At 71.1% G+C, this 24,686-nt stretch carries 26 protein-coding genes, 1 tRNA gene, 1 pseudogene and 1 riboswitch; of the genes and pseudogenes, 8 read left to right on the plus strand and 20 right to left on the minus strand.

What is annotated here, in order from left to right:
• Window positions 1-40: 40 nt before the first annotated feature.
• From AB0G32_RS07610 to AB0G32_RS07635, 6 genes are all read right to left on the minus strand, one after another.
• Window positions 41-589 (minus strand): GNAT family protein, encoded by a 549-nt coding sequence (locus AB0G32_RS07610; RefSeq protein ID WP_361159574.1) that lies wholly within the window; start codon window positions 587-589, stop codon window positions 41-43.
• A 117-nt stretch (window positions 590-706) separates the two neighbouring features.
• Window positions 707-1,081, minus strand: a complete 375-nt coding sequence (locus AB0G32_RS07615) for a DUF4259 domain-containing protein (RefSeq protein ID WP_361159577.1) — start codon at window positions 1,079-1,081, stop codon at window positions 707-709.
• Window positions 1,082-1,283: 202 nt separating this feature from the next.
• Window positions 1,284-1,760, minus strand: coding sequence for a carboxymuconolactone decarboxylase family protein (locus tag AB0G32_RS07620; protein WP_361159580.1), 477 nt, complete (start codon window positions 1,758-1,760; stop codon window positions 1,284-1,286).
• Window positions 1,761-1,947: 187 nt separating this feature from the next.
• On the minus strand, window positions 1,948-2,919 hold the full coding sequence (locus AB0G32_RS07625) for an alpha/beta fold hydrolase (RefSeq protein ID WP_361159582.1): 972 nt from the start codon (window positions 2,917-2,919) through the stop codon (window positions 1,948-1,950).
• 238 nt (window positions 2,920-3,157) lie between these two features.
• Window positions 3,158-3,625, minus strand: coding sequence for a DUF2267 domain-containing protein (locus tag AB0G32_RS07630; protein ID WP_361159585.1), 468 nt, complete (start codon window positions 3,623-3,625; stop codon window positions 3,158-3,160).
• 190 nt (window positions 3,626-3,815) lie between these two features.
• Window positions 3,816-4,241, minus strand: coding sequence for an Hsp20/alpha crystallin family protein (locus tag AB0G32_RS07635; protein WP_361159588.1), 426 nt, complete (start codon window positions 4,239-4,241; stop codon window positions 3,816-3,818).
• Window positions 4,242-4,374: 133 nt separating this feature from the next.
• Here AB0G32_RS07635 and AB0G32_RS07640 point away from each other — a divergent pair, with 133 nt between their 5' ends.
• Window positions 4,375-4,677, plus strand: coding sequence for a hypothetical protein (locus tag AB0G32_RS07640; protein ID WP_361159590.1), 303 nt, complete (start codon window positions 4,375-4,377; stop codon window positions 4,675-4,677).
• Window positions 4,678-4,778: 101 nt separating this feature from the next.
• On the opposite strand, the gene AB0G32_RS07645 is transcribed toward AB0G32_RS07640, so the two are convergent.
• Together AB0G32_RS07645 and AB0G32_RS07650 are read right to left on the minus strand one after the other, a co-directional pair.
• Window positions 4,779-6,257 carry an MFS transporter gene (locus tag AB0G32_RS07645; RefSeq protein ID WP_361159593.1) on the minus strand — a complete coding sequence of 493 codons (1,479 nt, stop codon included), beginning with the start codon at window positions 6,255-6,257 and terminating at the stop codon, window positions 4,779-4,781.
• Window positions 6,258-6,353: 96 nt separating this feature from the next.
• Entirely contained in the window at window positions 6,354-7,775 is a 1,422-nt protein-coding gene (locus tag AB0G32_RS07650) for a DUF445 domain-containing protein (protein WP_361159595.1), read from the minus strand.
• 348 nt (window positions 7,776-8,123) lie between these two features.
• Here AB0G32_RS07650 and AB0G32_RS07655 point away from each other — a divergent pair, with 348 nt between their 5' ends.
• Entirely contained in the window at window positions 8,124-9,503 is a 1,380-nt protein-coding gene (locus AB0G32_RS07655; RefSeq protein ID WP_361159598.1) for an SGNH/GDSL hydrolase family protein, read from the plus strand.
• Between the two features lie 50 nt (window positions 9,504-9,553).
• Here AB0G32_RS07655 and AB0G32_RS07660 read toward each other — a convergent pair whose 3' ends face one another.
• The 4 genes from AB0G32_RS07660 to AB0G32_RS07675 form a co-directional block, all read right to left on the minus strand.
• The gene (locus AB0G32_RS07660) at window positions 9,554-10,441 is read right to left on the minus strand and encodes a DUF1707 domain-containing protein (RefSeq protein WP_361159600.1); all 888 of its coding nucleotides are present in this window, start codon (window positions 10,439-10,441) and stop codon (window positions 9,554-9,556) included.
• Between the two features lie 73 nt (window positions 10,442-10,514).
• Window positions 10,515-11,486: an ATP-binding cassette domain-containing protein gene (locus tag AB0G32_RS07665; protein WP_361159603.1), complete on the minus strand. Its 972-nt coding sequence runs from the start codon at window positions 11,484-11,486 to the stop codon at window positions 10,515-10,517.
• Between the two features lie 5 nt (window positions 11,487-11,491).
• On the minus strand, window positions 11,492-12,268 hold the full coding sequence (locus AB0G32_RS07670; protein ID WP_361159961.1) for an ABC transporter permease: 777 nt from the start codon (window positions 12,266-12,268) through the stop codon (window positions 11,492-11,494).
• A gap of 175 nt (window positions 12,269-12,443) precedes the next feature.
• Window positions 12,444-13,250, minus strand: coding sequence for an ABC-2 family transporter protein (locus tag AB0G32_RS07675; RefSeq protein WP_361159606.1), 807 nt, complete (start codon window positions 13,248-13,250; stop codon window positions 12,444-12,446).
• Window positions 13,251-13,406: 156 nt separating this feature from the next.
• Here AB0G32_RS07675 and AB0G32_RS07680 point away from each other — a divergent pair, with 156 nt between their 5' ends.
• A complete protein-coding gene (locus AB0G32_RS07680) occupies window positions 13,407-15,764 on the plus strand; it encodes a transglycosylase domain-containing protein (RefSeq protein ID WP_361159609.1) in 2,358 nt (785 codons plus the stop codon).
• 1 nt (window position 15,765) lies between these two features.
• Here AB0G32_RS07680 and AB0G32_RS07685 read toward each other — a convergent pair whose 3' ends face one another.
• From AB0G32_RS07685 to AB0G32_RS07695, 3 genes are all read right to left on the minus strand, one after another.
• On the minus strand, window positions 15,766-16,086 hold the full coding sequence (locus AB0G32_RS07685; RefSeq protein WP_320782228.1) for an SMR family transporter: 321 nt from the start codon (window positions 16,084-16,086) through the stop codon (window positions 15,766-15,768).
• Between the two features lie 31 nt (window positions 16,087-16,117).
• Window positions 16,118-16,187: riboswitch (guanidine-III (ykkC-III) riboswitch) on the minus strand.
• A 54-nt stretch (window positions 16,188-16,241) separates the two neighbouring features.
• The gene (locus AB0G32_RS07690) at window positions 16,242-16,598 is read right to left on the minus strand and encodes a co-chaperone GroES (RefSeq protein WP_361159613.1); all 357 of its coding nucleotides are present in this window, start codon (window positions 16,596-16,598) and stop codon (window positions 16,242-16,244) included.
• 24 nt (window positions 16,599-16,622) lie between these two features.
• Window positions 16,623-16,952, minus strand: a complete 330-nt coding sequence (locus AB0G32_RS07695; RefSeq protein WP_361159615.1) for a DUF3618 domain-containing protein — start codon at window positions 16,950-16,952, stop codon at window positions 16,623-16,625.
• Window positions 16,953-17,066: 114 nt separating this feature from the next.
• Here AB0G32_RS07695 and bcp point away from each other — a divergent pair, with 114 nt between their 5' ends.
• The 3 genes from bcp to AB0G32_RS07710 all read left to right on the plus strand — a co-directional run bounded on the left by bcp (window position 17,067) and on the right by AB0G32_RS07710 (window position 18,804).
• The gene (gene bcp / locus AB0G32_RS07700; protein WP_361159617.1) at window positions 17,067-17,534 is read left to right on the plus strand and encodes a thioredoxin-dependent thiol peroxidase; all 468 of its coding nucleotides are present in this window, start codon (window positions 17,067-17,069) and stop codon (window positions 17,532-17,534) included.
• Window positions 17,535-17,783: 249 nt separating this feature from the next.
• On the plus strand, window positions 17,784-18,683 hold the full coding sequence (locus tag AB0G32_RS07705; RefSeq protein ID WP_361159619.1) for an HNH endonuclease: 900 nt from the start codon (window positions 17,784-17,786) through the stop codon (window positions 18,681-18,683).
• A gap of 37 nt (window positions 18,684-18,720) precedes the next feature.
• Window positions 18,721-18,804 (plus strand) — tRNA-Leu (locus AB0G32_RS07710).
• Between the two features lie 42 nt (window positions 18,805-18,846).
• Here the strand turns inward: AB0G32_RS07710 and rdgB are convergent.
• The 4 genes from rdgB to AB0G32_RS07730 all read right to left on the minus strand — a co-directional run bounded on the left by rdgB (window position 18,847) and on the right by AB0G32_RS07730 (window position 21,102).
• Window positions 18,847-19,449: an RdgB/HAM1 family non-canonical purine NTP pyrophosphatase gene (rdgB, locus tag AB0G32_RS07715; protein WP_361159622.1), complete on the minus strand. Its 603-nt coding sequence runs from the start codon at window positions 19,447-19,449 to the stop codon at window positions 18,847-18,849.
• Window positions 19,450-19,491: 42 nt separating this feature from the next.
• Entirely contained in the window at window positions 19,492-19,899 is a 408-nt protein-coding gene (locus AB0G32_RS07720; RefSeq protein WP_361159625.1) for a hypothetical protein, read from the minus strand.
• A gap of 155 nt (window positions 19,900-20,054) precedes the next feature.
• Window positions 20,055-20,792 carry a ribonuclease PH gene (gene rph, locus AB0G32_RS07725; protein WP_361159628.1) on the minus strand — a complete coding sequence of 246 codons (738 nt, stop codon included), beginning with the start codon at window positions 20,790-20,792 and terminating at the stop codon, window positions 20,055-20,057.
• Window positions 20,793-20,868: 76 nt separating this feature from the next.
• Window positions 20,869-21,102 carry a PTS glucose/sucrose transporter subunit IIB gene (locus AB0G32_RS07730; RefSeq protein ID WP_215166487.1) on the minus strand — a complete coding sequence of 78 codons (234 nt, stop codon included), beginning with the start codon at window positions 21,100-21,102 and terminating at the stop codon, window positions 20,869-20,871.
• A 163-nt stretch (window positions 21,103-21,265) separates the two neighbouring features.
• On the opposite strand from AB0G32_RS07730, the gene AB0G32_RS07735 reads away from it, so the two are divergent.
• Entirely contained in the window at window positions 21,266-22,561 is a 1,296-nt protein-coding gene (locus AB0G32_RS07735) for a PTS transporter subunit EIIC (protein ID WP_361159631.1), read from the plus strand.
• 116 nt (window positions 22,562-22,677) lie between these two features.
• A pseudogene (locus AB0G32_RS07740) lies at window positions 22,678-23,927 on the plus strand (PTS transporter subunit EIIC).
• Between the two features lie 108 nt (window positions 23,928-24,035).
• On the opposite strand, the gene cyaB reads toward AB0G32_RS07740, so the two are convergent.
• Window positions 24,036-24,590, minus strand: coding sequence for a class IV adenylate cyclase (cyaB, locus tag AB0G32_RS07745; RefSeq protein WP_361159963.1), 555 nt, complete (start codon window positions 24,588-24,590; stop codon window positions 24,036-24,038).
• Window positions 24,591-24,686: the final 96 nt, after the last annotated feature.

Consider the following 24,686-nt stretch of genomic DNA (forward strand, 5'->3'; position numbering starts at 1 on the left):
CAGGGAGCGTAGGCGCCGCGGTCGAGGCGATCAAGAAGGCTCAGTGTTCGGGGTGCGGCTTCCAGTCCTCGGCGAGCAGGCCGAGGACCACCTCGTCCAGGAACTCGCCCATCACCCAGGCCGAGGAGCGCAGTACGCCCTCGCGGACGAAGCCGTTGCGTTCGGCGGCGCGCAGCATCGGGGTGTTGTCGGACAGGGTCTCGATCTGCAGCCGGTGCAGGCCGCGGACGGTGAAGCCGTAGTGGCAGAGCACGGCGACCACGTCGGTGCCGTAGCCCTTGCCGCGGCAGGACGGCAGCAGGCCGAGGCCGAGGTGCGCGGTGCGGTTGTGGGTGTCGACGCCCCACAGGTTGGCGCTGCCGAGGAGCGTGCCGCCGTCCAGTTCCACCACGGAGAACGGGACGTGCCCTTCGTCCACCCGGTCGTCGTCGACCGCGAACTGTCCGTGTCTGGACGTGGCCGTGACCGGGCGCCACGGCTTTCCCGAGGCCCGGGCCTGGTTGGTCACGTCGTCGTGGAGTTCGGCATGCAGGATGGGTACGTCGTCCTCGTGCCGGGCCCTGAGTCCGATCCTGTTCCCCGTCAACATGCGTGATTCCTATCCGACCGGCTGGTGCGGCGGCAAGCGGAATTCGTCTTGTGGATCAGGCCGGCGTACGGCAATCGGCAATGGCGCGGGAGGTGCTGGTCGCGGGTGTTGGCGTGGTCAGCCGGTCGGCTCCCGGCGGGCCACGGTGGCCAGTTGGTCGAAGGTGCGGTGCAGGACCGACCGGCGTTCCTCCTTGTGGGCCGGGGAGGGTTCCAGGCCGTCGATGGTGGTTTCCCAGACGGTCATGAAGGTGTGTTTCCAGTTCTCGATCGTCTCGGGGTCGGGCAGGCCGGTGGTGTGGCCGGCGCGGGCCAGGGTGTGGAGCAGTTCCAGGTCGCAGGGGACGGCGACGCCCCAGTACTCGTCGGGTTCGAGAGCCACGGGGTCGCCGGTCATGGCGTCGGCCACCTCGGTGACGAGTCGGCCGACGACCGTCGACAGGTGGTCCAGTGCGGTGTCGCTCTCGAAGTTGCCGCTGCCCCAGGTGCCCATGGGTTCTCCCACGCGTGGTGTCGGTGTCGGTGTTGGTGTCGGTGTTGTCTTTGGTCCGTTCGGTTGGATTGAACCAGAGGGCTCTGACAGTGCTGTTGGGGCGGCGCGAGGGGTGAGTGCGGGGCCGGGACCGCTGGGTGGGGTCAGGGGTCCCGGGCCGGTGGTCGTGCGGGGCGGGTGGGGGCGCGCGGGGGCGGGTGGGTCAGCCGAACATGCCCGGCTCGTAGCCGCCCGCCGGCTGGCGGACGATCACATTGACGCGGTTGTACGCGTTGATGACCGCGATCAGGGAGACCAGGGCGGCCAGTTGATCGTCGTCGTAGTGCTTGGCGGCGGCGGCCCATGCCTCGTCGGTCACGCCGGGGGACGCGTCGGCGAGGCGGGTGCCCTGTTCGGTGAGTTCCAGGGCGGCGCGTTCGGCGTCGGTGAAGACGGTGGCCTCGCGCCAGGTGGCGACCAGGTTGAGGCGGGTCGGGGTCTCGCCGGCCGCCGTGGCCTCCTTGGTGTGCATGTCGAGGCAGAAGCCGCAGCCGTTGAGCTGGCTGGCGCGGATCTTCACCAGTTCCTGGGTGGCGGGCGGGAGGGGTGAGTCCGTGACAACCTTGCCCGCCGCGTTGAGGTGGCCGAAGAGCTTGCGCGAGACCGGGTTGGCGAACAGGTCGAGTCGGGCGGCGTTCATGAAGGGCTCCTCCGCGAGTGCGCTGAATCGGTACGCCCGTATGACGGAGGGGGCGCGGGGAGTGTGACAGGCCGGGGGCGTGGATGTGCCACGGGTTTCATGGGCTGCATGGGCTGCATGGGCTGCATGGGCTGCATGGGCTGCATGGGCTGCATGGGCCGCATGGGTTTCTTGGATTTCACGGGTTTCATGGCTGTCGGGCCAGGAGGTGGGCCAGGGCCTCTGTCGTCTCCTCGGGGCGTTCCTCCATGAGCCAGTGGCCGGTGTCGTCCAGCATCGTGAGGTCGGCGCCGGGGACGCCGGCGGCCAGTTCGGTGGCGATGGCGGGGCCGAGGTAGGGGTCCTCGCGGCCCCAGACGACCGCCGTCGGACAGGTGATCTCGCTCAGCCGGCGGCGCAGTTCGGGGCGGGGGGCCGTGCGGTAGTCCGAGAAGAAGTGCAGCAGGCTGCGGCGGCCCTGGTGGGTGTCCATCCAGTCGACGTAGGTGCGCAGGGTGGCGGGGTCGAGGTGGCCGGAGCGCAGGAGGGGGGTGAAGGCGCGGCGGTGCAGTGCCGTGAAGGGCAGCCGGCGGGCCACGGCGCGCAGGACCGGGATCCGGCCGAGGACCGTGAGCAGGGTGAAGACCGTGTACCAGGGGCGGGTGAAGGAGGACTGGGCGCGGCTGTTGAGGATCGCGAGGCGGCGTACCCGGGTGGGGTGTGCCTGGGTGAAGCCGAGGGCGAGGAAACCGCCGTAGTCGTGGCCGAAGAGGTTGGCCGAGTCGATGTCGAGGGCGTCCAGGAAGCGGCCCACCCGGGCCACCTCCGTGTCGTAGTCGAAGGGCAGGTGGAGGGGGTGGTCGGAGTCGCCCCAGCCGAGGAGGTCGGGGGCGATGACGCGGTGGGTGCGGGCAAGGGGCGGGATCTGGTGCCGCCAGCAGCGGTGGTTGGCCGGGTAGCCGTGCAGCAGGAGGATCGGTTCGCCTTCGGGCGGGCCCGCCTCCCAGTAGGCCACGCTGGCACCGTCCACCAGCGCGGTGCGGGGGACGCGGTCCGCGGTCCCGTACCCGCTGCCCCCGCTGCCCCCGCTGCCCCCAGTGTTCCCGGTGTTCCCGGTGTTGCCGCTGTGTCCGTTGCCCCCGTTGTCCCCGCTGTCCCGGCTCTTTTCCTGCGCGGTCATCCCGTCGTCTCCTCATCGTCGTCGTGCTCCGGCGGGGCGCGGGCTCGTCGGGCTCGCGGCCTCGCCGGTGGTGCAACGATCAAGTGCCTCGCGGTGCACGGGGTCAGGTACCCGTTCGAGTGATGCGACGCGCTATGGGCAGCGCGCGGGCCCGGACCGGGGGCGGGACCCGGCGCTGCCCCGTGCGGGCGGTGCGGTGTTCGGTGGGGCGCCCGGCGGGTGACCGTCCGGGGCCGGGTCAGGCGGCCGGGGTGAGGTCCGCGCGGCCGAACAGGAGGGCGTAGCCGGGCGGGAGGCGGTCGAGGATACGGGTGATCAGGTCGTCGCCGACCAGCGGCGGCAGGACGCTGAGCACGGAGCTGACGTCCCAGCGGGCGGTCGCCGGGGTCGCGCCCTCGACGCGGGCGGCGACCGAGTCGACGAACTCGGCGGCGGTCAGCGGGCGGGGGGCCGGGATCTGCGCGGCGACCACCCGGGCGGCCGTCTCGGGCAGGGCCCGGGCCAGGTCGACCCGTTCGTCGCCGACGACGTGGCCGCCGAGGGCGGAGAGGACGACGCGGATGACGCGCTCCGCCTGCGGGCGGGTGGGGTAGCGGCCGGCCTCGCGGACCTGTTCCACCAGGTGGGGCCAGCTGGGGCGGGTCGCTGCGGGCGCGGCGGCCGGGGGTGGCGTCGGGGTCGGCATCGTCGGCACCGTGACGGTCATGTGGGGGCTTCTCCTCCGTTTCGGACGGGGTGGGGTGGGGTGGGGTGGGGTGCGGGAGTGCCCGGGTGGGGCGGGCGGGGTCCGCGGGCCGCCTGAGCGGGACCCGCGGAACCTCGCGACGAGCGGTCAACGGCCTGACTACGGCAGTCAACGGCTCGGCTACGGCGGCCAGCGGCTCGGCTACGGCGGGTCAGCCGCTGATCTGCCTGCGGTCGCCGCCGCCGCCGATCTGGATGCGGCGCGGCTTGGCCTGCTCGGCGACCGGGATGCGCAGGGTGAGGACGCCGGCGTCGTACGAGGCGTCGACGCGGTCCGTGTCGAGCGTCTCGCCGAGGAAGAGCTGGCGGGTGAACGTGCCGGTGGGCCGCTCGGCGACGACGGTCTCGGCGCCCTCGGGGGCCGGGGACCGGCGCTCGGCGCGGACGCTCAGGACGTTGCGTTCGACGTCCAGCTCGATCGACTCGGGGTCGATGCCGGGGAGGTCGAAGTGGACGACGAAGTCGTCGCCGGACCGGTAGGCGTCCATCGGCATCGCCGCGGGGCGGGCCGTACTGGTGCCGAGGACCTGCTGGGCGAGCCGGTCGAACTCACGGAAGGGGTCGGTGCGCATGAGCATCACAGTTCTCTCCTCTCCACAGGGTGTGTGCGATGCCCCTCGGATATGTCTTCTTATATAGCTCGCGGGAGGAAAGTTGACAAGCCCAGGCTCAGGTAGGGGCGGTGTCGCAGGTGAGAGTTAGCCTCGGGCCATGACGAAGATTCCCAGTTCTCTGGTGGCCGCCGGCGGGCTCGTCGGCGGGTACGGCGTCGCGCGCTGGACGAAGAAGCGGCAGCTCGGCGGTGCCGTACTGGCCGTCGCCGGGACGGTCGCGGCGACCCAGTGGCAGCGGCGGGCGGGCGGCAGGGCGGCGGGTGCGCTGGGCGCCGCGTACGTCGCGGCGTTCGCCGGGTCGCACCCGCTGGCCAAGAAGGTCGGCGCCTGGCCGGCCGTGTTCGGCGTCTCGGGCGCGGTCGCGCTGGCGTCCTGGGCGGTCGCCGACCGGCGGGGCTGACACCGGTCGCCGGCCGGCAGGGCTGACACCCGAGCTCATCGCTCCCCTAGGCCCTCACCACTCCCCTACGCCGCACCACTCCTCCACGCCCCACCACTCCCCTACGCCCTCGCCTCCGCCGCCGACAGCGGCTCCGCGATGTCCTCCAGGGACCGCCGCTCCGCCTTCACCGCGAGGAACGCGGCCACGATGCCCGCCGCGCACATCAGCCCGGCGCCGATCCGGAACGCGAGCACCGTGTCGCCGACCACGCCGGACTCGGTGAGGTCGGCGAAGAGCAGCGGGCCGCTGATGCCGCCGGCCGCGGTGCCGAGGGCGTAGAAGAAGGCGATGGCCATCGCCCGGGTCTCCATCGGGAAGACCTCGGAGACGGTCAGGTAGGCGCTGGACGCGCCGGCCGAGGCGAAGAACAGCACCACGCACCAGCACGCCGTCATCGTCGTCGCCGTCAGCGAACCCCGGTCGAACAGCCAGGCGGTGCCGAACAGCAGGATGCCCGACAGCAGGTACGTCGACGAGATCATGATCCGCCGGCCGACCGTGTCGAAGAGCTTGCCGAGCAGCAGCGGGCCGAGGAAGTTGCCCGCGGCGATGACGGCGAAGTAGTAGCCGGTGCGGCCGGTCGGCACGTCGAAGAAGGTGATCAGGATGGTGCCGAAGCCGAAGGTGATGGCGTTGTAGAGGAACGCCTGGCCGATGAAGAGGGACAGGCCGAGCACCGCGCGGCGCGGGTACTTGCCGAAGACGGTCTTGGCGATCAGGCCGAAGCCGATGCTCTTGCGCTGGTGGATGGTGATCTCGCCGGCCGGGGGCGGCAGCTTCGCGCCCTTCTCCTGCTCGATCTCCCGCTCCACCGAGGAGACCAGGCCGTCGGCCTCGTCGCCGTACCCGTGGATGAACTGCCAGCGCGGGCTCTCCGGGACGTGGCGGCGGACCAGCAGGATCACCAGGCCGAGGACGACACCGAGGGCGAAGCTGAGCCGCCAGCCCCACTCCATCGGGAAGATGTCGGTGTTCAGCATGACGATGGACAGCAGCGAGCCGCCGATCGCGCCGAGCCAGTAGCTGCCGTTGATGATCAGGTCGACCCGGCCGCGGTACTTCGACGGGATCAGCTCGTCGATCGCGGAGTTGATGGCCGCGTACTCGCCGCCGATGCCGAACCCGGTGAGGAACCGGAAGAGGAAGAACCACCAGGACTGGAAGGACAGCGCCGTCATCGCGGTCGCCGCCAGGTAGACCACCAGGGTCACCATGAAGAGTTTCCGGCGGCCGTAACGGTCGGTGAGCCAGCCGAAGAACAGGGCGCCGCAGCAGGCCCCCGCCACGTACAGCGCGGCGGCCAGGCCGGTGATCTGCGCGGCGCTGATGTCCAGGCCGCTGCCGTCCTCGGCGATCCGGCCGGCCACGTTGCCGACGATCGTGACCTCCAGGCCGTCCAGGATCCAGACGGTGCCGAGGCCGATCACGATCATCCAGTGCCAGCGGGACCAGGGCAGCCGGTCCAGGCGGGCCGGGACGGCGGTGGTGACGGTTCCGGTGGAGGCGGGCACCGGGCCGGGCGACGACTGTGCTGTCATGGGCTCCCTCTCCGTCGAGCTCTCCGTCGAGCGACGTCCCCCGTCTGCCCGGCACCGGAGGGAACACGCCCGCCGCGGCGAGGGCGCTGAGGGACGCTACGCCCCCAGCATGCGCGAGACCGTGTAGATCAGCAGCCCGGCGAGCGAGCCGACCACCGTGCCGTTGATGCGGATGAACTGGAGGTCGCGGCCGATGTTGGCCTCGATCTTCTTGGTGGTGTGCTCGGCGTCCCAGCCCGCGACCGTGTCGGTGATCAGCGAGGTGATCTCCCGCCGGTAGGTGGTCACCACGTAGACCGCGGCGCCCTCGACCCATGTGTCGACCTTGCTCTGCACCTTGCCGTCGGCGGCCATCCGGGCGCCCAGCGACAGCAGCGAGGCACGCACCCGCAGCCGCAGTTCGCTGCGCTCGTCCTCGGCCGCCGAGACGATCATGGATCGTACGGCCGTCCAGGCGGACGCGATCAGGTCCTGCACCTCGCCGCGGCCCAGGACGTCGGTCTTCAGCCGCTCCACCCGGGCCCGGGTCTCGGTGTCGGACTGGAGGTCGGCGGCGAAGTCGGACAGGAAGCGGTCCAGGGCGCCGCGCGCCGGGTGGGCGGGCATGTCGCGCATCTCGGTGACGAAGCGCAGCAGCTCCTTGTAGACGCGCTCGCCGACCCGCTTGTCGACGAACCGGGGCGTCCAGCCGGGCGCGCCGCCCTGCACCGCGTCCATCACGTTGTCGCCGTGCAGCACCAGCCAGTCGTGGGCGCGGGTGACCACCAGGTCGACGGCCCGGCGGTGGCCGCCGTCGGCGACGACCCGCTCCAGCATCTTGCCGACGCCGGGGGCGATCTCCTGGGCGTCGGCGCGGCGGGTGATGGCCTCGCCGACCACCGCCTGCACGTCGGAGTCGCGCAGCACGGTCAGGGCGCCGCGCAGCGCGGCGGACAGTTCGGCGGTGACCCGGTCGGCGTGTTCGGGGACGGCGAGCCAGGCGCCGAGCCGGGAGCCGATGCCGACGGCGCGCAGCCGCTGCCGTACCACGTCCTCGGAGAGGAAGTTCTCCCCGACGAACTCGCCCAGCGAGACGCCGAGCTGGTCCTTCTTCTTGGGGATGATCGCGGTGTGCGGGATGGGCAGGCCGAGCGGGTGCCGGAAGAGGGCGGTGACCGCGAACCAGTCGGCCAGCGCGCCGACCATGCCGGCCTCGGCGGCGGCTGAGACGTAGCCCGCCCAGGCGCCGGCGCCGTGGTGGGCGGCCAGTTCGGCCAGTACGTAGACCAGGGCGACGAAGAGCAGCAGGCCGGTGGCGGTGAGCTTCATCCGGCGCACGCCGCGCCGCTTCTCCTCGTCGGCCGGGCTGAACGTGTTCATCGCGCGGTTCACGGCGGCGCCGGGACGGGCGGCCCGCCGCGCGGCGCCCCCGGCGACCCCAGCGCCCCCGCCGGCCCCAGCGCCCCCGGCGGTCCCGGCGCCCTCGGCGTCGCCGGTGCCCGCCGCGCCCTCGGCCCGCTTGCCGCTGGTCTGTTTCATCCGCTCCATCCGTTCCATCGCTCCACCCGCTCGCCACCCGTCGTCGCGGCTCGTCGCCCGTCGTCGCCGCTCGTCACCCGTGCCCCGTCCGTTCCTCGCCCGTTCCTCGTCCGTTGTCGCCCGTTCGTCGCCCGTCCGGTGATCCCGCACACATTGTCCCTTCCTGACCGACTCCCGGAACGGAACACAAGTTCCCGGCGTCTGTCCGAAGGGGTACCGCGGCGGAGTCCCGTCCGCGCCCCCGCCCCCATGACGCATCATGGGATCGTCAGATCGGAGCCCCGGGTCTCCCTCTCCGGAACCTCGAGCTCCCATCTCCAGAGCATCTCCCGAGGAGAACGGCACGACATGACCCACGGTCATGACGGGGGCCCGGGGGCGCCCCCGGTATCCCCCGCTCCCCCGGCCCGGCAACACGCCCTGCTCGCCGCCGTCATCGCGGCCATAGTGGCCCTGTCGGTCGCCATATACGTCGGCGTGGCGGCCGACGACGGCACCCGCGGCCGTACCGCGCGCGCCGCCGGCCACGCCCCGCCGGGCGCCGCCGCGCCCGCCTCCACCGGCCGCTGGGTCGGCGCCTGGTCCGCCTCCCCGTCCGGCGCCGAACCGGGCACCCGGGCCCGGGGCCTGGCCGGCCGCTCGGTACGCAACGTCGTGCACGCGGGCATCGGCGGTACGAGTGCCCGCGTCACGCTGTCCAACCTCTACGGCACCACCCCGCTGACCGTCAGCCACGCCTCCCTCGCGCTGGCCGACGGCACCGGCACCGCCGCCGCGGCCCCCGGCACGATGCGGCGGCTGACCTTCGGCGGTGCCACCCGGGTGGTCGTCCCGGCCGGCCGGCAGGTGCTGAGCGACCCCGTCCGGCTCACCGTCCCCCACAGTGCCGACGTCCTGGTCAGCACCTACTCCCCCACCCCGTCCGGCCCGGTCACCTACCACTCCCAGGCCCGGCAGACCAGCTACCTGGCCACCGGCGACCGCACCGAGGACAGCACCGGCGGCGGCTACACCCCGACGCCGTACTGGCGCTACCTCAGCGCCCTCGACCTGCTCAGCAACGAGGCCGAGGGCACCGTCGTGGCGCTCGGCGACTCCATCACCGACGGCGCCACCTCCACCGCCGACGCGAACCGGCGCTGGACCGACGTGCTGGCCGCGCGGCTGCGCACGGCGGCCGAGGAGGGGCGGGACGTGCCGCGCTACAGCGTCGTCAACCAGGGGATCAGCGGCAACCGGGTGCTGACCGGCGGCGTGGGCGACCCGCCCGACAACCCCAGCGCCCTCGACCGCTTCGACCGGGACGTGCTCGGCCGCACCGGCGTCCGGGCCGTGGTGATCGACCTCGGCGTCAACGACATCCTGCGCTTCCCCGCCCTGGCCGACCCCGACGCCATCCTCGACGGCCTGCGCGCCCTGGTCCAACGGGCGCACGCGCGCGGCCTGAAGGTGATCGGCGCGACCCTGATGCCGTTCGGCGGCCACCGCGGCTACAGCGACGCCCGCGAGGCGGTCCGGCAGGAGATCAACGCCGCGATCCGGGGCGGCACGGTGTTCGACGCGGTCGCCGACTTCGACAAGGCGCTGCGCGACCCGTACGACCCGCGCCGGCTGCGCTCCGACTACGACTGCGGCGACCACCTGCACCCCAGTGACAAGGGGTACGCGCGAATGGCCGGCGCCGTCGACCTGGACGATCTGGCGGGGGCGGCACCGGCCCAGCTGTGACCCCGCCCCGGGGGGCGACACGGCCGTCCTGGGCCACGGTCGGGACGGGCTCAGTCCTCCCCGGACTCCCGGTCCCGGTGACGGTCCGAACGGTGATCCCGGTGACGGTCCGAACGGTGATCCCGGTGGCGATCCGGGTGGCGGTCCAGGTGACGGTCCAAGTGGCGGTCCAGTTGGCGTTCCACCATCTCGCGGTGCCCCTCCAGCATCTGCTGGTGGCCGTCCCGTATCCCGTCCCGCAGGGAGGCGCGCAGTTCCCGCCTGGCCTCCTTGCGCTCCAGCCGCTCCTGGCGCCGCTCCTCCTTGAGCCGCAGCCGCTCGGCCCGGGGCAGCTTGCGCTCCACGCCGACCCCGCCCCAGAAGGCGAAGCCGGTCACGATCACCCGCGGGGCGCCCGGATCGCCGGGCACCCCCTCCTCGCTGTGGTCGAAGCCGCCCATCACACCGATCCCGCGGACCACGACCTCGACACCGGGCGGCACCACCACGTTCATCCCGCCCATCACCGCCACGCAGTTGATGACGACCTCGCGGTCCGCGAAGTCCGCCTCGCGCAGGTCGATCTCCCCGCCGCCCCAGAACGCGAAGCAGTTGAACCGCTTCGGCACCCGCCAGCGCCCCTTGCGCTGGAAACCGGACATCACGGCGACCGCCCAGGTCGACGAACCCTCACCGCCGGTGACCCGCGCCGCCCAGCTCCCCGGCTCGGCCGGCTCCTTGGTCATCGACACCTTCGGCGCCGGCGCCGCCGCCCCGACCGGCAGGTCCTTGGTGATCGGCGCGAGATCGCCGTAGGTGCGCGCGGCGTACGTGGCGTCCAGCCGCTCCTCGAACTCCGCCATGTCCAGCCGCCCCTCCGCGAGGGCGTCCCGCAGGACTTCGGCGACTCGCTCACGGTCGGCGTCGGAGGCCCGGAGGTCCGGGTCGTCGTCGGTCATGCACAGCAGCCTACGAGTTCGGCGGCGCGGGCACTATGCCTGGACTGCCCCGCCTGCCCCCGCCCGCGCGGCCCTACCGGTCCGCCCGCTCCGCGTACATCCGGGCGATCACCGTCTCGATGTCCGGCTCCCGGACCGACAGGTCGACCAGCGGGTACGCGGCGGCGATCCGCGCCACCAGGTCGGCCGCTGAGGCCGCGGCCGGGAAGGACAGCCACTGGCGGGGCCCCTCCACCCGGACCACCCGGGCGGGCGCGGGCGCCTCGATCGGCGGGAGTTCCTGGTCCAGGTCGACCACCAGGGTCCGTTCGGACTCCCCCACCTCGTGCAGACCGGCCGGCGGACCGTCGTACATCAGCCGCCCGTGGTCGATCACCATCACCCGGGAGCAGAGCTGCTCGATGTCGGTCAGGTCGTGCGTGGTCAGCAGGACCGTGGTGCCGCGCTCGGTGTTCAGCTCGCGCAGGAAGCCGCGCACCCTGGCCTTGGAGACGACGTCCAGGCCGATGGTCGGCTCGTCGAGGTAGAGGACCTCCGGGTCGTGCAGCAGCGCCGCCGCGATGTCGCCGCGCATCCGCTGGCCCAGCGACAACTGGCGCACGGGCACGTCCAGCAGGGCGCCCAGTTCGAGGAGCTCCACGCAGCGGTCCAGGTTCTCCCGGTAACGGGCGTCCGGGATGCGGTACATGCGGTGCGCCAGCCGGTAGGAGTCGATCAGCGGCAGGTCCCACCACAGCGTCGTGCGCTGCCCGAAGACGACACCGATCCGGCGGGCCAGCCGGGTGCGCTCCCGGGCCGGATCGATGCCCGCCACCCGCAGCCGGCCGCCGCTGGGCGTGAGGATGCCGGTGAGCATCTTGATGGTGGTCGACTTGCCGGCGCCGTTCGGCCCGATGTAGCCGACCATCTCGCCGCGCGCCACGGTGAACGACAGCCCGTCCACCGCCCGCACCTCCCGCCGCTCCCGGCGCAGGAACCCGGTCCTCTTCCGCACGTCGAACACCTTCTCGACGCCGTCCAGCCGAATGAAGTCGGCACCGTCCATCCCGCTCAGCTCCCTGTACTCCGATAAGAGCGCAGCCCCGCCCGCCACGCCAGGCCCGCCAGCGCGCAGCACCCGGCCGCCACCAGCGGCGACGCGAACGCCGTCCAGCCCGGCAGCCCCAGCGGGTAGGGCCGGTCCAGCACGTACGACGCGGGGACCCAGTTGACGAAGGCCAGCGGCAGCACGAACGTCACCCCGCGCACCAGCTCCGGCCCGAACAGCGACGGCGGGTACTGCAACAGCGTCGTCCCCCCGTAGGTGAACGCGTTCTGCACCTCCGACGCGTCCTGCGCCAGGAACTGGAACGCCGCCCCCGCCACGAACACCGCGCAGAAGATCGCCCCGCCGCCCGCCAGCATCACCGGCACCAGCACCACCTTGGCCGGCGTCCAGTCGACGTCCAGCGCGGACAGCGCGAAGCCCAGCACCAGCGCGCCCTGGAGCACCCGGCCCACCCGGCGCGGCGCGAACCGGTCGGCCGCGAGCTGCGCCAGCACCGGCGCCGGACGCACCAGAAGCAGGTCCAGAGTGCCGTCCCGGACCCGCCGGCCCAGCCGCTCCATCGACCCGATCGCCAGGTCCGCCAGCCCGAACGCGATCCCGGACAGGCCGTACAGGAACGCGACCTCGGGCAGCGACCAGCCGCCCAGCGCGTCCACCTGGGAGAACATCAGCAGCACCGCGACGAAGTCCAGGCCGGTCGTCACGAAACTCGCGCAGGTGGCGATCACGAACGACGTCCGGTACGCCATCGTCGACCTGATCCACATCGCGGCGACCATCCCGTAGGCCCGCAGCCCGCCGACACCCCGGCCGTCGTCCAGCAGCCGCCCCCCGCCGACGCCCCGGCCGTCGTCCAGCAGCCGTCCCCCGCCACCGCCCGGCCCGTCGTCGCCCGGCCGCCCCCCACCGGCGCCCCGCCCGTCGTCCAGCAGCCGCTCCCCGCCACCGCTCCCGTCAGCCACCCTGGACCACCACCCGTCGCGTCGCCGCCGACCACACCAGCCGCCCGGCGGCCAGCAGCACCACCGCCCACCCGGCCTGGAACCCGAACGTCGCCCACGGCTCGGCCTCCCCCAGCAGCACGTCGGCCGGCGCCTGGAGCAGCGCCGACCACGGCAGCAGCCGCACCACGTCACCGAGCGCCCCCGGGAACACGTTCAGCGGCAGCAGCATCCCCGAGCAGAAGAACGCCACGATCCACGCCAGCTGCTGCACCCCCGTACCGTCCAGCAGCCAGAACGCCGCCAGCGCCACCAGGAACCGGATGCCGTAACTCACCAGCGCCGCCAGCACCACCGCCACCAGGAACGCCGCCCAGGTCCCCGCGTCGGAGGGCACGTACGCCGGGAAGAACAACGCGCCGAACGCGAACGGCAGCACCCCGCGCCCCAGCAACTGGAACAGGCACCGGCCCACGTCCGCCGCCAGCCACCACAGCTGGAAGTCGGCCGGCCGGTACAGGTCGATGGCGATGTCACCCGTACGGATGCGCTCCGCCAGCTCGGTCTCGACCCCGCCGCCGCCGATCGCCAGCGCCGCGAGCAGCGCCTGCCCGATCCACACATAGGAGACGGCCTGCCCCTGGTCGTAACCGCCCAGCGACGGCCGCTCGTCCCACAGCGCCAGATACGTGTAGACCAGGATCAGCCCGAACACCGTGTTGGTGAACACCCCGGCCACCGTGGCCACCCGGTACGTGGCGTACCGCCGGAACCCGCCCGCGGCAACGGCGACGTACAACCGGCCCGAGCCCACACCCACCCCTCCTCCCGCCGCCGGACACCGAAGCGCAGGAGCCTAGTACCGGCCGAAGGAGGCATGCCACGGGTTTTCCGGGGGCCGCTGCGGTGGGAACCGATCTCCGGATGGGACAGTCTTCTTCCCAGGAGCACCACCCACAGGAGTCGCACGCACACCATGAGCGAAGAGCCGCAGCCGAACCAGCCGGCCGCCCCGGGCTGGGCCCGCCGACCCGAACCCGAGGGCGGCCGGCCCAGGCGCACCGGCCGGCGCCGCCTGATCCCCACCTGGCGCACGACGCTCGGCACCGTACTGGTCGTCGCCGTCCTGCTGGTCGGCGGCTTCTTCCTCGGCTACTCCCTGGTCAAGATCCCCTCCGCCAACGCCCTGGCGCTCAAGCAGAGCAACGTCTACCTGTACGCCGACGGCACCGTGCTGGCCCGCGACGGCAAGGTCAACCGGGAGAACGTCGGCCTCTCCGGCATCTCCGAGGACGCCCAGCACGCCGTCCTCGCCGCCGAGGACCGCGACTTCTACACCGAGTCCGCGATCGACCCGCAGGCCATGATCCGGGCCGGCTGGAACACCGCCACCGGCAAGGGCAAGCAGTCCGGCTCCACCATCACCCAGCAGTACGTCAAGAACTACTACCTGGCCCAGGAGCAGACCCTCACCCGCAAGGCCAAGGAGTTCTTCATCTCGATCAAGCTCGACCGGGAGAAGAGCAAGAGCGAGATCCTCGAGGGCTACCTCAACACCAGCTTCTTCGGCCGCGGCGCCTACGGCATCCAGGCCGCCGCCCAGGCGTACTACGGCATCGACGCCACCGACCTCACCGCCGCCCAGGGCGCCTACCTCGCCTCACTGCTCAACGCCCCCAGCGAGTACGACGTCGTCGCCCACCCCGAGAACAAGGGCGCCGCGACCGCCCGCTGGAACTACGTCCTGGACGGCATGGCCGACCAGGGCTGGCTGACCGCCGCCGAGCGGGCGAAGGCCACCTTCCCGATGCCGAAGGAGACCACCACCTCCACCGGCATGTCCGGCCAGCGCGGCTATGTCGTCAACATCGTCAAGGACTACCTCATCCAGCACGACGTCGTCGCCGAGGAGGACCTCGACCGGGGCGGCTACCGCATCACCACCACCCTGGAAAAGGACAAGCAGGACGCCTTCGTCGAAGCCGTCGACGACAAACTGATGTCCCAGCTGGACAAGAAGAACCGCAAGGTCGACACCTACGTCCGGGCCGGCGGCGCCTCCGTCGACCCGCGGACCGGCAAGGTCGTCGCGATGTACAACGGCATCGACTACGTCAAGCAGTACACCCCCAGCGCCACCCGCCGCGACTTCCAGGTCGGCTCCACCTTCAAGCCGTTCGTCCTCGCCGCCGCCGTCGAGAACGGCTCCCTCACCCAGGAGGGCCGCCGCATCACCCCCAACACCACCTACGACGGCACCAACAAGCGCCCCGTCCAGGGCTGGTCCGGCGGCCACTACGCCCCCGAGAACGAGGACCAGACCGACTACGGCGACATCACCGTCCGCGAGGCCACCGACAAGTCCGTCAACGCGGTGTACGCGCAGATGGCCGTCGACGTCGGCGCCGACAAGGTCAAGGAGACCGCCGTCGACCTCGGCCTGCCGGCCGACACCCCCGACCTGGTGGAGAGCCCCTCCATCGCGCTCGGCGTCGCCCAGGCCAGCGTCCTGGACATGGCCGAGGCGTACGCCACCCTCGCCAACCACGGCGAGCACGGCACGTACACCCTGGTCGACAAGGTCGTGAAGGACGGCGACCAGCGGGTGGAACTGCCCGAACGCGAAGAACACCAGGCCATCAGCCGGCAGGCCGCCGACACCACCACCGCCGTGCTGCGCGGTGTGGTCCAGAAAGGCACCGCCACCGCCGCGCAGACCGCCGGCCGCCCCGCCGCCGGCAAGACCGGCACCGCTGAGGAGGACACCGCCGCCTGGTTCGCCGGCTACACCCCCGAACTGGCCACCGTGGTCGCCGTCATGGGCCAGGACCCGCAGACCGCCGCCCACATGCCGCTCTACGGCGCCACCGGCCTGGCCCGCATCAACGGCGGCGGGGCGCCCGCGGAGATCTGGGGCCAGTACACCCGCCAGGCGCTGAACGGCGAACCGGTCGGCAGCTTCGACCTGCGCCTCCAGCGCGGCGCCTCCGAGACCGAGGCCCCGTCCTCCACCGACCCCTCGGCCAGCTCCACCGGCACCGGCTCCCCCAGCGCCGACGACAGCGAGACCCCGGACACCCCCGCCACCCCCGGCAGCACCGGCGGCGTCACCCCGCCCGGCACCGGCGACACCGGCACCCCCGGCGACGACGCGACCGGCGGCGACGAGCAGACCGGCCCCGGCGGCGACAGCGGCACCGGGGACGGCGGCGACACCGGGACCGGCGGGGACGACGCGCCGCCCGGCGACGACGGACCGGGCGACGACGCGAGCGGCGGGATCGGCGGCGACAACCCGTCCTGGCCGTTCCCCGACCCCACCGGCAGCGAGTGACTCAGTGCCCGGAGGTCGCCTTCAGCCCGACCACGGCCACCAGCAGCAGACAGACGAAGAAGATCCGGGCGGCGGTCACCGGCTCCCCCAGCACCACCATGCCGAGCACCGCCGCACCGGCGGCCCCGATCCCGACCCACACCCCGTAGGCGGTACCGATCGGCAACGACCGCGCCGCGTACGACAGCAGCAGCATGCTGGCGACGATCCCGGCGCCGGTGAACAGGGACGGCACCAGCCGGGTGAACCCCTCGCTGTACTTCATCCCGATCGACCAGCCGACCTCCAGCAGACCGGCGACGATCAGCAGAACCCAGGCCATGACGGCACCTCCGTGAAGCGAACTGAACGGTGGTGCGTCGTCTTTGCGTGACCCGGTACGGCGCGTCTCGTCGGGGTCCTTCCACGCTAGCAAAGGGCAACGCGAAGGGGCCGGTGACAACGGTCACCAGCCCCTTGGCCCTTACCGGCAGATCCTCAGAGATACAGACCGGTGGAGTCCTCCGACCCCTCGAACCGGTCCGCCGCCACGGCGTGCAGATCGCGCTCGCGCATCAGCACGTACCCCACACCCCGCACCTCGACCTCGGCCCGGTCCTCCGGGTCGAACAGGACCCGGTCCCCCGGCTCCACCGTCCGCACGTTCTGCCCGACGGCGACCACCTCGGCCCAGGCCAGCCGCTTGCCCACGGCCGCCGTGGCGGGGATCAGGATGCCGCCCCCGGAACGCCGCTCGCCCTCGCCGACGTCCTGCCGCACGAGTACGCGGTCGTGCAGCATGCGGATGGGCAGCTTGTCGTCCTGGGTGCTGTGGTCGTTTCTCTTGGCGCTCACGGCCCCGAACCTACCTGCTCCGGCTCAGCGCCGACGCCGCCGGGTACCGAAGGCGAGCAGCCCCACCACCCCGACGACCACCAGCGCGACCGGCACGACCCGCTCCAGCCTGGGCGCGCCCTGTTCGTCGACGAACTGCCCCCTGACCTCACTCACAGCCCGGTTGACCTGGACGTACGCCCGCCCGAGCGTGCGATCGACCTCCGCCGCGGCCTTGGCCTTCGCATCACCCATGATCGTTTTCGGATGCACCCGCACCCCGATCTCGTCGAGCGTCTCGGCCAGCACCTCGCGGCGGCGCTTGATGTCCGCCTCGATCTGCGCCGGGGTTCTCGTGTCCGACGTGTCCGCCACCGTACGGCCTCCGATGTGAAGCGATCCTGTGCTGTGCTCTGCTGTTCCTGTTCCGGACAGTCTGTCAGCTCTGCGCCGCGCCGCACGGTCAGGACCCCCGGTTACTCTTGCCCGATGAGCGAGCGACTGCAGCCCGGGGACGTGGCCCCCGCCTTCACCCTCCCGGACGCCGACGGCAACGAGGTGTCCCTGGCCGACCACAGGGGCCGCAAGGTCATCGTCTACTTCTACCCCGCGGCTCTTACCCCCGGCTGCACCAAGCAGGCGTGCGACTTCACCGACAACCTCGACCTGCTGGCCGGCGCCGGCTACGACGTGCTCGGCATCTCCCCCGACCAGCCCGCGAAGCTGGCCAAGTTCCGCGACACGGAGTCCCTGAAGGTCACCCTCCTCGCCGACCCCGACAAGTCGGTCCTGGACGCGTACGGCGCGTTCGGCGAGAAGAAGAACTACGGCAAGACCTATATGGGCGTCATCCGCTCCACGATCGTGGTGGACGAGGACGGCAAGGTGGAGAAGGCCCTCTACAACGTCCGCGCGACGGGCCACGTAGCCAAGATCATCAAGGACCTGGGCATCTGAGACACCACCGCGCGGGGCTCTGCCGGGACGACCGGTGGAGCCCCTTCCGCTTATCGCGCGTGACTGTCCGATAACCGGTCCGTTACTCCGTACGAGGCTGCGAACGGGCGGCCGGGGAGCGGAGGGGACGGTTTGATGGGGAGCAGCGCGTATACGCGGGAGCGGCTTACGGAGGCCGTCGCGGAAGCACGCAACTGGACGGACCTGATGCGGCGGCTGGGACTCCGGGTCAGCGGAGGTCAACGCCGGGTGCTGCAGGAGAAGGTCGCTGTTTACGGACTGAGCACCAGCCACTTCGTCAAGCGCAGCCCGTGGCGCAAGTATCCGGACGCCGCCATTGCGGAAGCTGCTGTCACCTCGTCCTCGCTGCGCGAAGTGGCGTTGAAGCTGGGAGCCACTCCGGCCACCGGAACGCTTTCCCACATTCGCCGCCGGATCAGCGCGGCAGGAATCGACGTGAGCCACTTCCCGGGGCTGAAGCAGCCCGAACCGGACCTGCCTTTCACGCCGGAGGAACTGAGCACCGCCGCAGCGACCGCGACGAGCATCCGTGGTATGGCCCGTTCCCTGGGCGTACCGGACGACAGTCGCTCCCGGACGACTCTGCGGCGCATGTTGCGCGACCACGGCATCGACACAGGGCACTTCTCCCACCGGCGCGTCACTGTTCCCGAGGGTGCGTTGCGGGACGCCGTGGAACACTCGTCGAGTTATGCAGATGTCATGCGCCGGCTCGGTCTGGACGTCAACGCCACCAACCACCGGCGCGTCCGACGAGCAGCCGCCCGGCTCGGTCTTGATACGAGCCACTTCAGACGGAGGTCGTGGGCACAGCCGGAACGCGCCGCACCCGATCCTGTCGCCCACCGCGTGCTCGTCGTTCTGCCGCGCAGCGCCGGACGGACAAACAGAACACAGCTTCACCGGGCGCTGACCGAAATCGGTGTGCCGTACGCATGCCAGACCTGCGGCAGCACCGGCGAGTGGCAGGGACGGCACATCACCTTGCAGATCGACCACGTCAACGGCGACTGGCGCGACAATCGCCGCGAGAACCTGCGTTATCTCTGCCCCAACTGTCATGCCTTGACGGAGACCTGGTGTCGGCAGAAGAAAAGCGCCCTCGCCGGGGCGCCGTACTGCCCGTAGACTGAACGCCGCCGGTTGAGTGTGACGATCGTTGCGAGCGGCCGTGTCGTAACTGGCAGCCGAGTTGCGTTTAGATCGCAATGGGCGAAAGCCCGTGTGGGTTCGAGTCCCACCGGCCGCACTTATGGAGGGGCCGTCCGTAGGGCGGCCCCTCCGGCATACGTCAGCCCAACAACTCCCGCACCACCGGCACCAACCCCCGGAACGCCTTGCCCCGGTGGCTGATGGCGTTTTTCTCGGTGGCGGTCAGCTCCGCGCAGGTGCGCCTCTCGCCCTCCGGCTGGAGGATCGGGTCGTAGCCGAAGCCGCCGAGGCCGGCGGGGGTGTGGCGGAGGGTGCCCATCAGCTTGCCCTCGACCACCCGTTCCGTGCCGTCGGGAAGAGCGAGTGCCGCCGCGCAGGCGAAGTACGCGCCGCGGTGTTCGTCCGCGATGTCGGAGAGCTGGGCGAGGAGCAGGTCCAGGTTGGCCTTGTCGTCGCCGTGCCGGCCGGCCCAGCGGGCCGAGAAGATGCCGGGTGAGCCGTTCATGACGTCGACGCACAGGCCGGAGTCGTCGGCGACGGCGGGCAGGCCGGTGGCCTGGGCGAGGGCGTGCGCCTTGAGGAGGGCGTTCTCCGCGAAGGTGACGCCGGTTTCCTTGACGTCGGGGATCTCGGGGTACGCGTCGGTGCCGACCAGTTCGTGGGGCAGGCCGGCGTCCGACAGGATCGCGCGGAGTTCGGTGATCTTTCCGGCATTGCGGGTGGCGAGGATCAGGCGGGTCATGCGGACCAGTATTCCGGTGCCCCGCCCTCGTCCCCACCCGGGTTACGGCGTGCAGACCTTCGTCAGTTCGCCGGCCGCGTCGGTGACCGGGCTGATGTCGGGCGTCGCGTCGCCGTTCTCCACCGAGGTGCGGACGTTCTCGACAGCCGTGCCGAGGTCGTCGACCGCCTTGTTGACGTCGGCGTTGTCGGTCTTGTCGCCGATCTTGTCGAGGTTCTTGTCGATGGTGGTCAGCGACTCCTCCAGTTGCGTCGGGTCGTTCGACGCGGCCTCGACGGCCTGCTGGAGCGCGGTGACGCTGTCGGCGATGGCGTCGGCGGTCTGGACGCAGTCCAGTGCCTTGTCGACGGCGTCGCAGCCGGTGGTCAGGCCACCGGTCAGCGCGACGGCGGCCACGGCGGCTGCGGCGAGGGCGGTGCGACGACTTCGGCGTCGGCGGGTCGTGGCCATGCGTACGGTCCTTCCCTACGGACAGGGCCGTCCGGCCCCCCTGTGCGGTGCTGCTGCGCCGGGCGTACGGCGGCGAGGCCGTACGCCCGTACCTCTAGTGACGCGGGGGCGGGCGGTCCAGTTGCGTGCCCAGGCCGCTGTTCTTTCCCCGGGCTTTACCTTTCCAGGGTGGCTTCGAGGGCCTTGCGCTGGAGGCCGGTCAGCTCGGCGCAGCCGGCGGTGCCGAGGTCGAGGAGGGTGTTGAGCTCGTCGCGGGCGAACGGCTCGGCCTCGGCGGTGCCCTGGACCTCGACGAAGCGGCCGTCGCCGGTGCAGACGACGTTCATGTCGGTGTCGGCGCGGACGTCTTCCTCGTAGCGCAGGTCGAGCATGGGGGTGCCGGCGACGATGCCGACGGAGACGGCGGAGACGGTGCCGGTGAGCGGCTTGCGGCTGGGGCGGATCAGCTTGTTGGCCTGGCCCCAGGTGATGGCGTCGGCGAGCGCGACGTAGGCGCCGGTGATGGCGGCGGTGCGGGTGCCGCCGTCGGCCTGGAGGACGTCGCAGTCCAGGACGATGGTGGTCTCGCCGAGGGCCTTGAAGTCGATGACGGCGCGCAGCGAGCGGCCGATGAGGCGGCTGATCTCGTGGGTGCGGCCGCCGATGCGGCCCTTGACGGACTCGCGGTCGCCGCGGGTGTTGGTGGCGCGGGGCAGCATGGCGTACTCGGCGGTGACCCACCCCTCGCCGCTGCCCTTGCGCCAGCGCGGGACGCCTTCGGTGACGGAGGCGGTGCAGAGGACTCTGGTGTCGCCGAAGGAGACGAGGACGGAGCCCTCGGCGTGCTTGCTCCAGCCGCGTTCGATGGTGACCGGGCGGAGCTGATCGGGCGTGCGGCCGTCGATGCGTGACATGCGGACGAGCCTAGTGCCACGGGAAGGGGGTCCCTCCCGGGGCGGGAAGGGACCCCCTGCGTGAGTGCTGCGGTGGTTACATCATGTCTTCGATGTCGGCCGCGATCGGGTCCGCGTCGGTGCCGATGACGACCTGGATGGCGCTGCCCATCTTGACGACGCCGTGGGCGCCGGCGGCCTTGAGGGCGGCTTCGTCGACGAGGGAGGGGTCGTGGACCTCGGTGCGCAGGCGGGTGATGCAGCCTTCGATCTCGTCGATGTTGTCGATGCCGCCGAGCCCGGCGACGATCTTCTCAGCCTTGGTGGCCATGTTCCTTCTCCCTGATCCGAACCGCTTTTTCGCAGTAACCCACAGTCGGCCCATCTTCGCGAGCGTTCACGCGGTGCGTACCGAATGATGGCGTCACGACAGCGGAAGCGAACCGTTCGCCGACTGGTCTACACCACCGTACAGCCAAGGAGGGCGGGGCCGGATGAGTGCCGACGCCGCGGTCAGTCCCGTACGCGACCGCTGGAACTCGCTGTTCCAAGGCTTGCAGAAGATGGGGCGCAGTCTTCAGTTGCCGATCGCGGTGCTGCCGGCGGCGGGCATTCTCAACCGGCTGGGGCAGCCGGATGTGTTCGGGGACGAGGGGCTGGGGTGGACGAACGTCTCCAAGGTGATGGTGGGGGCGGGGGGTGCGCTGCTGGACGGTTCGCTGGGGCTGCCGCTGCTGTTCTGTGTGGGTGTGGCCATCGGGATGGCGCGGAAGGCGGACGGGTCGACGGCGCTGGCGGCGGTGGCGGGGTTTCTCGTCTACTTCAATGTGCTGCGGCAGTTTCCGCAGGACTGTCCGGAGGGGTCGGAGGCGGTCGCGCAGGTGGGGTGCCGGCTGACGGACGGGTCGGGGACCGTCACGGCGTTCACGTACCAGAATCCGGGGGTGTTCGGCGGGATCGTGGTGGGGCTGCTGGCGGCGTATTTCTGGCAGCGGTTCCACCGGACGCGGCTGGTGGACTGGCTGGGGTTCTTCAACGGGCGGCGGCTGGTGCCGATCATCATGGCGTTCGTGTCGATCGTGTTCGCGGCGCTGTGTCTGTGGGTGTGGCCGCCGATCGGGGGCGCGCTGGAGAGTTTCAGTGACTGGCTGACCAGTATCGGGGCGTGGGGCGCGGGGGTGTTCGGGCTGGCGAACCGGGCGTTGCTGGTGATCGGGCTGCATCAGTTCCTGAACGTGCCGATGTGGTTCCAGTTCGGGACGTACACGAAGCCGGACGGGACGGTGGTGCACGGGGACATCAACATGTTCCTGGCCGGTGATCCGGACGCGGGGCAGTTCACGACCGGGTTCTTCCCGATCATGATGTTCGCGCTGCCGGCCGCCGCGCTCGCCATCGCGCACTGCGCGAAGCCGCACCGGCGCAAGGAGGTGGGCGGGCTGATGCTGTCGGTGGGGCTGACGTCGTTCGTGACCGGGATCACCGAGCCGCTGGAGTACTCGTTCCTGTTCATCGCGCCGGTGCTGTACGCGGTGCACGCGGTGCTGACGGGGGTGTCGATGGCGGTGACGTGGGCGCTGGGGGTGAAGGACGGGTTCAGTTTCTCGGCGGGTCTGATCGACTACGTCATCAACTGGAACCTGGCGACCAGGCCGTGGCTGATCATTCCGATCGGGCTGGGTTTCGCCGTCGTGTACTACGTGGTGTTCCGGTTCGCGATCACGAAGTTCGACCTGAAGACGCCGGGCCGGGAGCCGGCGGAGGAGGTGGAGGACGTCACGAAGGGGTAGGCGGGGCGGCGGGCGTCACGAAGCGGAATCGTGGGTTCCTTACGCTGCCTTCATCGTGCTACAACAGGTCTACACCACTGAGTGGTGTAGACCACCCCCTCATGGAGGAACGTAGCATGAGCACCGCCACCGCTTCGGCGGCCCCCGCGAAGAAGCGGGGATCGGGCCTGTTCCAGGGCCTGCAGAAGGTCGGCCGCAGCCTTCAGCTTCCGATCGCCGTACTGCCGGCGGCGGGCATCATGGTCCGGCTCGGACAGAACGACATCTTCGGCAAGGACGGTCTGGGCTGGGACAAGGTCGCCGCCGTCTTCAACAACGCGGGTGGTGCGTTGACCGGCTCGCTGCCGCTGCTGTTCTGCATAGCGTGGCGATCGGTTTCGCAAAGAAGTCGGACGGCTCGACCGCGCTGGCCGCGGTGGTCGGCTTCCTCGTCTACAGCAAGGTGCTCCAGGCGTTCCCGGTCACCGAGGCGGTGGTCAAGAAGGGCGCGGACACCGCCGCGACATACAACGACCCCGGTGTCCTCGGCGGCATCATCATGGGTCTGCTCGCCGCCGTGCTGTGGCAGCGCTATCACCGCAAGAAGCTGGTGGACTGGCTCGGCTTCTTCAACGGCCGCCGCCTGGTGCCGATCATCATGGCGTTCGTCGGCATCGTGATGGGTGTGTTCTTCGGCCTGGTCTGGGAGCCGATCGGCGACGCGATATCCAGCTTCGGTGAGTGGATGACGGGTCTGGGCGCGGGCGGCGCGGCGCTGTTCGGCGCGGTCAACCGCGGGCTGATCCCGATCGGCATGCACCAGTTCGTGAACACGGTGGCCTGGTTCCAGCTCGGTGACTTCAAGGACGCCTCGGGCGAGATCGTGCACGGCGACATCACCCGCTTCCTGGCCGGTGACCCGTCCGCCGGCATCTTCCAGTCGGGCTTCTTCCCGATCATGATGTTCGGTCTGCCGGCCGCCGCCATCGCCATGGCGCACTGTGCCCGCCCGGAGCGCCGCAAGGCCGTGATGGGCATGATGATCTCGCTCGCGGCGACCTCGTTCGTGACCGGCGTGACCGAGCCGATCGAGTTCTCGTTCATGTTCATCGCTCCGGTCCTCTACGTGCTGCACGCGGTGCTCACCGCCGTGTCGATGGCGGTGACGTGGGGCCTTGGGGTGCACACCGGCTTCAACTTCTCGGCCGGTGCCATCGACTACGCGCTCAACTGGCATCTGGCGACCAAACCGTGGCTGATCATCCCGATCGGTCTGGTCTTCGCGGCGATCTACTACGTGACGTTCCGCTTCGCCATCATCAAGTTCGACCTGAAGACCCCGGGCCGCGAGCCCGAGGAAGAGGTCGAGGACCTCACCAAGGCGTAGGCGGCACTTCGGGGGGGCGTACGGCGTCGGCTTTCAGGGCCCGGTCGGGTCTTGGAAGCCGACGCCGTCGTGCGGGGCGGGTGCGCGCACGCCGTTTTTCCGGACGGGTCAGCCGCGCCGCGCCCTGACGGCTCCCGTGTATGTCTCTCGTGTCAGGTCGTCAGGACCGATCCCGAGGTCGGCGAAGACCGCGCGGACATCGTCCAGGGCGGCGGCCACATCATCCTCGTCGACGATGGTCTCGATCTCCAGGAACGTTCCGTCGAGCTCCGGAACCCGGACCAGAGTGGCGAGCATCCGACGGCCGTGCGCCTCGAAGTCGTAGTTCCGGCACCGCTTCTCGAACGCGATGACGGGCACGTGGCCGAGCCCTCGCAGGATCGCGTGCACGGCTTCCGCGTCGGCAACGCGCGTCTCGCACTCCGGCTTGGATCCGGATGCCTCATCGACCGCCGCGCCCTTGTACGTCAGCAGCGTGCGGGTGCTGTCCGCGCCGTGCACCGTGCGGATGCGCAGTTCCTGGTCCGCCTTGTCGAGCGAGCGGTCCGGCCGGTCGTAGTACGTGTCCTGATACACCTCGACCCGCGCGGTCGCCCTTTCTTCGAGCCGTCGCAGCACCGCTTCCGGCGTGTGCACCCGCGCCTTCAACTCCGCCTCGATCACGCTGCTCCCTTCCCTTTCAGACCGTGCGCTCGGCCCCGGCGACAACTGCTTCGAACATGCGCCTGAAACGGAGGAAGGCCACATCGGGACCCTCAT

Source organism: Streptomyces sp. NPDC023723, from assembly GCF_040639815.1.
Lineage (GTDB): Bacteria > Actinomycetota > Actinomycetes > Streptomycetales > Streptomycetaceae > Streptomyces.

Coding starts and splice junctions, on each gene's coding strand:
- AB0G32_RS07670 (WP_361159961.1), bottom strand. CDS start 12,268: ATGGTCGCCGCGATGTGGATCAGGTCGACGATGGCGTACCGGACGTCG.
- AB0G32_RS07720 (WP_361159625.1), bottom strand. CDS start 19,899: ATGGCCACGACCCGCCGACGCCGAAGTCGTCGCACCGCCCTCGCCGCA.
- AB0G32_RS07660 (WP_361159600.1), bottom strand. CDS start 10,441: ATGACCGACGACGACCCGGACCTCCGGGCCTCCGACGCCGACCGTGAG.
- AB0G32_RS07645 (WP_361159593.1), bottom strand. CDS start 6,257: ATGACAGCACAGTCGTCGCCCGGCCCGGTGCCCGCCTCCACCGGAACC.
- AB0G32_RS07730 (WP_215166487.1), bottom strand. CDS start 21,102: ATGGCCACCAAGGCTGAGAAGATCGTCGCCGGGCTCGGCGGCATCGAC.
- AB0G32_RS07615 (WP_361159577.1), bottom strand. CDS start 1,081: ATGGGCACCTGGGGCAGCGGCAACTTCGAGAGCGACACCGCACTGGAC.
- AB0G32_RS07665 (WP_361159603.1), bottom strand. CDS start 11,486: ATGGACGGTGCCGACTTCATTCGGCTGGACGGCGTCGAGAAGGTGTTC.
- AB0G32_RS07655 (WP_361159598.1), top strand. CDS start 8,124: ATGACCCACGGTCATGACGGGGGCCCGGGGGCGCCCCCGGTATCCCCC.
- rph (WP_361159628.1), bottom strand. CDS start 20,792: ATGTCACGCATCGACGGCCGCACGCCCGATCAGCTCCGCCCGGTCACC.
- bcp (WP_361159617.1), top strand. CDS start 17,067: ATGAGCGAGCGACTGCAGCCCGGGGACGTGGCCCCCGCCTTCACCCTC.
- AB0G32_RS07650 (WP_361159595.1), bottom strand. CDS start 7,775: ATGAAACAGACCAGCGGCAAGCGGGCCGAGGGCGCGGCGGGCACCGGC.
- AB0G32_RS07635 (WP_361159588.1), bottom strand. CDS start 4,241: ATGCTCATGCGCACCGACCCCTTCCGTGAGTTCGACCGGCTCGCCCAG.
- rdgB (WP_361159622.1), bottom strand. CDS start 19,449: ATGACCCGCCTGATCCTCGCCACCCGCAATGCCGGAAAGATCACCGAA.
- AB0G32_RS07625 (WP_361159582.1), bottom strand. CDS start 2,919: ATGACCGCGCAGGAAAAGAGCCGGGACAGCGGGGACAACGGGGGCAAC.
- AB0G32_RS07620 (WP_361159580.1), bottom strand. CDS start 1,760: ATGAACGCCGCCCGACTCGACCTGTTCGCCAACCCGGTCTCGCGCAAG.
- AB0G32_RS07640 (WP_361159590.1), top strand. CDS start 4,375: ATGACGAAGATTCCCAGTTCTCTGGTGGCCGCCGGCGGGCTCGTCGGC.
- AB0G32_RS07680 (WP_361159609.1), top strand. CDS start 13,407: ATGAGCGAAGAGCCGCAGCCGAACCAGCCGGCCGCCCCGGGCTGGGCC.
- AB0G32_RS07735 (WP_361159631.1), top strand. CDS start 21,266: ATGAGTGCCGACGCCGCGGTCAGTCCCGTACGCGACCGCTGGAACTCG.
- AB0G32_RS07685 (WP_320782228.1), bottom strand. CDS start 16,086: ATGGCCTGGGTTCTGCTGATCGTCGCCGGTCTGCTGGAGGTCGGCTGG.
- AB0G32_RS07610 (WP_361159574.1), bottom strand. CDS start 589: ATGTTGACGGGGAACAGGATCGGACTCAGGGCCCGGCACGAGGACGAC.
- AB0G32_RS07630 (WP_361159585.1), bottom strand. CDS start 3,625: ATGACCGTCACGGTGCCGACGATGCCGACCCCGACGCCACCCCCGGCC.